We start from the raw sequence: 6,624 nt of genomic DNA, 5'->3' as shown, positions 1-6,624 counted from the left end.
CATTTTCGCGGAAGTAGTTCAGTGGTAGAATACAACCTTGCCAAGGTTGGGGTCGCGGGTTCGAATCCCGTCTTCCGCTTTATTACTAAGGGGCCTTAGCTCAGCTGGGAGAGCGCCTGCCTTGCACGCAGGAGGTCAGCGGTTCGATCCCGCTAGGCTCCATCTAAATAGAAAAAGCTTACATCATATGATGTAAGCTTTTTTGTGTTTAAAAAGACAACTTTTATATTTATCGTTTAAAATGAAGAAAACGTAAAAATAAGGGATGGGGGATAATTGTGAAAGTTGTTATTGCATCTGATTCATATAAAGAAAGCCTAAAAGCTATAGAAGTATGTGAAGCTATTGAAAGAGGTTTTAGAGCAATTTTTCCTAATGCAAAGTATGTGAAAATACCAATTGGAGATGGAGGAGAAGGGACGGTTGAATCGCTTGTTGATGCTACAGGGGGGAGAATTATATCAATTAGTGTGACAGGACCGCTTAGAGAAAGTGTGCAAGCTTTTTATGGCGTGTCTAAAGATAAAAAGACAGCGTTTATTGAAATGGCAGCAGCATCAGGATTACAGCACGTTCCAGTTGAAAAGCGAAACCCACTTATTACAACGACAAAAGGAACAGGAGAACTTATATTACATGCGCTAAATCAAGGGGCGGAGTACATTATTTTAGGACTTGGAGGAAGTGCTACAAATGATGGTGGGGCAGGCATGTTAGCAGCTTTAGGAGTAAGATTTATAAATGATAAGGGTGAAGTAATAGATCCATCTGGAGGTACGTTACATTCGATTGTTGCTATTGATTTTTCACAAATGGACCCACGCTTAAAGGGGGTAAAGATAGAAGCGGCATGTGATGTGGATAATCCATTAGTCGGAATGCAGGGAGCATCTTTCGTATTTGGGAGACAAAAGGGTGCGAATGTAGAGATGATGAAAGAGCTAGATGAGAATTTAAAACATTATGCGAATATCCTTAAAAGATATGTATCTTCTGATGTATCTGAAATACCTGGTGCAGGGGCAGCAGGAGGAATGGGAGCGGCTGTTATTTCAGTGCTAAAGGGAGACTTGCGAAGGGGCATTGAAATTGTATTGGATTATACAAATTTTGATAAACATATAGAAGATGCAGATCTCATTATAACTGGTGAAGGTAGAATAGATGAACAAACTGCATATGGGAAGGCTCCTGTTGGTGTTGCGGGGCGTGCGAAACGTTTTTCTGTGCCTGTAATTGCTATTGGAGGGTCTGTATCATCTGATTATTCAGCCGTGTACGAGAAAGGAATAGCTGCGGTATTTAGTATTACAACGAGACCGATGACACTAGAAGAAGCATATAGAGTAGTAGAAGAAAATATTGAAATGACAACGAAGAATATTGCAACAGTATGGAAAATAGCGTCAGAAAAACACTTCTAAATGTAGGGGTGTTTTTTTATTATTATTTAATAATAGTGATTGTGATTGTTTCATTAAGTTAACTTTATACATAGAATAGTCTTGAAATTTGATTTTCAACGTGAATATAAGTGAATAATTTGTATATCCATACAGAAAAATGTCGAGTTGAGTCAGACTATATAAAAGATTTAAAATATTTAGTGAAGGCACAGAAGGGGGATACTATCTATGAAAAAAGAAATCTCAGTTATTGGAGTTCCAATGGATTTAGGGCAGATGCGTCGTGGCGTTGATATGGGACCGAGCGCAATCCGTTATGCAGGGGTAATTGAAAGAATTGAAGAAATTGGATATAACGTTAAAGATATGGGAGATATACGTATAGAGAGAGAAAAAGAGATAGATGAAAATACAAAATTAAGAAACCTTACACAAGTTGCAACTGTATGTAATGAATTAGCAAGTAAGGTGGATCATATTATAGAAGAAGGTCGTTTTCCACTTGTATTAGGTGGTGACCATAGTATTGCTATCGGTACATTAGCTGGTGTAGCAAAACATTATAAAAACTTAGGTGTTATTTGGTATGATGCACACGGTGATTTAAATACAGAGGAAACTTCACCATCTGGAAATATTCACGGTATGTCACTTGCAGCAAGTTTAGGTTATGGACATTCTTCACTTGTAGATTTATATGGAGCATATCCAAAGGTGAAAAAAGAGAATGTCGTAATTATCGGTGCGCGTGCATTGGATGAAGGAGAAAAAGATTTCATTCGCAATGAAGGTATTAAAGTGTTCTCAATGCATGAAATTGATCGTATGGGGATGACGGCTGTTATGGAAGAAACAATCGCATATTTATCTCATACTGATGGTGTACACTTATCATTAGATTTAGATGGTCTTGATCCTCATGATGCACCAGGTGTTGGGACGCCTGTAATTGGTGGTTTATCTTATCGTGAAAGCCACTTGGCGATGGAAATGTTAGCAGAAGCGGATATTATCACATCTGCTGAATTTGTTGAGGTAAATACGATTTTAGATGAGAGAAATAGAACGGCAACAACAGCAGTTGCTTTAATGGGTTCTTTATTCGGTGAAAAACTAAAATAAATGTAAGAAAAGCAACTGAGAAGTTGCTTTTTTTATTTGAAAATAGGCGTATAATAATGATTTATATTATACTGTAAGATAAAAATGTTTGACATCTTACTAATTTGAGCTAAAGGGGGTTGTTTGTAATTGTCGTTTGTTTCATGTATGGTATAATTAACTAGTTGTTGGAAATACATACAGATAGAGCATAAAACAATATTTCAATATATGGATAGAATTGCTCGTAAGTAGGAGGAAGGGATAGCATGCCTTTTGAAGATACGACCATTTTGAAATATCTTAGTACGGCATTAGATATTGCCATTGTATGGTTTATTATATATAAGCTGATTCTCATAATCCGAGGGACGAAAGCTGTTCAACTTTTAAAAGGGATTACAGTTATCATTGTCGTTAAGATGATTAGTATTTTCCTTGAATTGCATACGTTATCTTGGCTAACTGAACAAGTATTAACATGGGGATTTTTAGCCGTTATTATTATCTTTCAGCCAGAATTGCGAAGAGCACTTGAGCAGCTAGGGCGCGGGAGTTTATTTTCGCGTGTTGGACCGCATGAGGATGATGAACCTGAAATGGTTGCAACAGCGATAGCAAAAGCAACCGAATATATGGGGAAACGTAGAATAGGTGCATTAATTACTTTGTCAAAAGAGACCGGTATGGGTGATTATGTGGAAACGGGTATTCCGCTGAATGCAAACGTATCATCGGAATTACTTATTAATATTTTTATTCCAAATACACCTCTTCATGACGGAGCGGTAATTATGCAAGGAAGTACAATTAAAGCAGCAGCATGCTATCTTCCATTATCAGAAAGTCCGTTTATTTCTAAAGAATTAGGAACTAGGCATCGTGCTGCAATGGGAGTTAGTGAAGTTACTGATAGTATTACAGTAGTTGTGTCTGAAGAAACTGGTCAAATTTCTTTAACGAAAAATGGTAAGTTGCATCGTGATTTGAAGACAGAACAGCTGAAGGATATGTTATTAGCTGAATTTAGTGGGAACGAAAAAACGACTTCTTCGTCTTTATGGAATTGGAGGAGAAAGCGTCATGGATAAGTTAATGGAGAATCATTGGTTTTTAAAAGGGATCTCATTACTATTGGCGTGTATGCTTTTTATGTCAGCGACGTTAACTGAGAAAAATACGACATCAGGTATATTACCTTTTGCAAATGATACGAAAGAAACATTAACTAATTATGAGATTAATCTTAAGTATGATGAGGAGAAATATATTGTAAGTGGTATTCCAGCAGAGGGCGTTAAGGTGAAGTTAGAAGGCCCAAAAGCATCAGTTGCTACAGCAAAAGCAAAAAAACAATTTGACATACCAATTGATTTGCGAGATAGTCCAAAAGGAACTTATGAGATTTCTTTAAAAACGAACGGGCTTCCAGACGATGTGAAAGGAACAGTTCAGCCATCAACAATTAAAGTTACTCTTCATGAAAAGGCGAGAAAATATGTTCATGTAGATTTGAAATTATCAAATGAGGATCAAATGCCAGCGGGGGCTACTCTCGAAAAATCAAGCATTAAACCGGATACTGTTGAGGTAGTTGGGACGAAAGAAGAAATTGAAAGCATTTCATCTGCCAAAGCGTATGTTGATTTAAAAGGTGTTAATAAAACTGTTACAAAAACGCCCGAAGTTACATTATACAATAAAGAAGGAAAACGTTTAAATGTAAGAACAAGTCCATCTAAAATTAGTGTAACATTGAATGTGGCAACGCAAACTACAGCCAATAATACTGAAAAAACTGTTCCTGTAACGTATACGAAGAAGGGGAGTTTAGCAGAAGGATTGGCAGTTACAAATATCAGTGTCGAGCCGAGAGAAGTAACAATAGCTGGTCCAAAAGATATTTTGGATAATATACAATCGCTAGAGGGGGTCGAAGTAGATCTTAGTCAATTGACAGAGTCTACAACATTCGATGCCTCTGTTTTATTACCCAAGGGTGTAACCAGTGCAAAACCGAATCAAGTGAAGGTTTCGGTGGGAGTGCAAAAAACAAAACAAACGAAAACAAAAACGATTGATGGCATCCCAATCCAAAAAAATGGACTTTCTAAAGATGTTACGGCTCAGCTAATTTCGCCGCAAGATGGAAAGATAAGTGTTGATATTTCAGGAGAAGCAAGTATAGTAGATAAAATAACAGCTGCCCAAATAACAGCGGTAATTAATTTGCAAAATGTATCTTCAGGGACGAAAGATATTTCTATTCAAGTGAGTGGACCTGGTAATATTTCAATAGAGCCAAAACAAAAAAGTGCTAAAGTTACTATTGTAAAGAAAGAAAAACCAGATAAAGAAGTACAAGGTAACGGTCAACAACCGGATTCAAACACCAATCAAGAAAATCAAAATGAGAAGCCAAAAAATCCTGAATCCAATCAAGAAAAAGAAACGGAACAGGAAAATAATCAAAACCAAAATCAAGATAAAGATAAAGATAAAGATAAAGAAACTAGTCAAGAACCAACGGTAGATAACCATAATCAAAAAGAGCAAGAAAAAGGAGCGAATCATAATGGGTAAATATTTTGGTACAGATGGAGTACGTGGAGTTGCAAATAAGGAGTTAACACCTGAATTAGCTTTCAAAATTGGGCGTTTTGGTGGTTATGTATTAACAAAAGATACAGATCGTCCAAAAGTAATTATCGGTCGTGATACACGTGTATCTGGCCATATGTTAGAAGGAGCTTTAGTAGCAGGTCTATTATCAACTGGAGCAGAAGTAATGCGCCTTGGCGTTATTTCTACACCGGGCGTTGCTTATTTAACAAAAGCACTAGATGCACAAGCAGGTGTTATGATTTCTGCATCTCATAATCCAGTACAAGATAATGGTATTAAATTCTTTGGTTCAGACGGCTTTAAATTAACAGATGAGCAAGAAGCTGAGATTGAAGCTTTATTAGACAAAGAAGTTGATGAACTACCACGTCCGACAGGTACTAATCTTGGACAAGTGAGCGATTACTTTGAAGGTGGACAAAAATATTTACAGTACATTAAACAAACTGTTGAAGAAGATTTCTCTGGCCTACATATCGCTTTAGATTGTGCACATGGTGCAACTTCTTCTCTAGCTCCATACTTATTTGCAGACCTAGAAGCTGATATTTCAACAATGGGAACTTCTCCAAACGGTATGAATATTAACGAGGGTGTAGGATCTACACATCCAGAAGGCTTAGCTGAATTGGTAAAAGAAAAAGGTGCGGATATTGGACTTGCTTTTGATGGCGATGGCGACCGTTTAATTGCTGTAGACGAAAAAGGAAACATCGTTGACGGTGATCAAATTATGTTTATTTGTGCGAAGTACATGAAAGAAACTGGTCAATTAAAACATAATACAGTTGTTTCAACTGTTATGAGTAACTTAGGTTTCTACAAAGCACTTGAAGCAAACAATATTACAAGTGATAAAACAGCAGTTGGTGACCGCTATGTAATGGAAGAGATGAAACGCGGTGGTTACAACTTAGGTGGAGAACAATCAGGCCATATTATCTTACTTGATTACATTACAACTGGTGACGGAATGTTAAGTGCACTTCAACTTGTAAACATCATGAAAATGACGAAAAAACCATTATCTGAGCTTGCAGGAGAAATGACGAAATTCCCACAATTGCTAGTAAACGTTCGTGTAACAGATAAAAAATTAGCATTAGAAAATGAAAAAATTAAAGAAATTATTCGTGTTGTAGAGGAAGAAATGAACGGTGATGGCCGTATTCTTGTTCGTCCATCTGGAACAGAGCCACTTATTCGTGTAATGGCAGAAGCACCAACACAAGAAGTTTGTGATGCATATGTACATCGCATTGTAGAAGTTGTGAAAGCCGAAGTTGGCGCTGAGTAATTAGCTGAATTTATATGAAAAAGGAGCACAAAAAGTGCTCCTTTTTCATATGTTTTATAGACGATGAAAAAAATTTCATTGACGGTTTATCCATGTTTGTTATAAGATGGTCTTGTTCTTTTTCTCAAAGGAAATATTGTAAATTATAAAAGCGCCAGAACTACAAATAGTGTAGTTGACGAGGTGGGGTTTATC

General features: G+C 36.9%; 5 protein-coding genes and 2 tRNA genes. All 7 read left to right on the top strand.

What is annotated here, in order from left to right:
• Positions 1–7: 7 nt before the first annotated feature.
• The 7 genes from OXT04_RS26430 to glmM all read left to right on the top strand — a co-directional run bounded on the left by OXT04_RS26430 (position 8) and on the right by glmM (position 6,429).
• Positions 8–79: transfer RNA gene (locus OXT04_RS26430), tRNA-Gly, on the top strand.
• Between the two features lie 10 nt (positions 80–89).
• A tRNA-Ala gene (locus OXT04_RS26425) sits at positions 90–162 on the top strand.
• 116 nt (positions 163–278) lie between these two features.
• The gene (locus OXT04_RS26420; RefSeq protein WP_267418630.1) at positions 279–1,424 is read left to right on the top strand and encodes a glycerate kinase; all 1,146 of its coding nucleotides are present in this window, start codon (positions 279–281) and stop codon (positions 1,422–1,424) included.
• 210 nt (positions 1,425–1,634) lie between these two features.
• Complete coding sequence (rocF, locus tag OXT04_RS26415) at positions 1,635–2,528, top strand: arginase (protein ID WP_000711581.1); 894 nt, start codon at positions 1,635–1,637, stop codon at positions 2,526–2,528.
• 248 nt (positions 2,529–2,776) lie between these two features.
• Entirely contained in the window at positions 2,777–3,598 is an 822-nt protein-coding gene (gene cdaA, locus OXT04_RS26410; RefSeq protein WP_001115694.1) for a diadenylate cyclase CdaA, read from the top strand.
• Positions 3,591–5,090 carry a CdaR family protein gene (locus OXT04_RS26405; protein WP_097913981.1) on the top strand — a complete coding sequence of 500 codons (1,500 nt, stop codon included), beginning with the start codon at positions 3,591–3,593 and terminating at the stop codon, positions 5,088–5,090. The genes cdaA and OXT04_RS26405 overlap by 8 nt, the downstream gene beginning before the upstream one ends.
• Positions 5,083–6,429: a phosphoglucosamine mutase gene (glmM, locus tag OXT04_RS26400; RefSeq protein WP_000521476.1), complete on the top strand. Its 1,347-nt coding sequence runs from the start codon at positions 5,083–5,085 to the stop codon at positions 6,427–6,429. The genes OXT04_RS26405 and glmM overlap by 8 nt, the downstream gene beginning before the upstream one ends.
• Positions 6,430–6,624 lie beyond the last annotated feature (195 nt).

The organism is Bacillus sp. GC_Bacil_1 (genome assembly GCF_026540675.1).
GTDB lineage: Bacteria > Bacillota > Bacilli > Bacillales > Bacillaceae_G > Bacillus_A > Bacillus_A cereus.
Note: the sequence above shows the minus strand (reverse complement) of the source record. Positions and strands in the feature narration are given on the sequence as shown.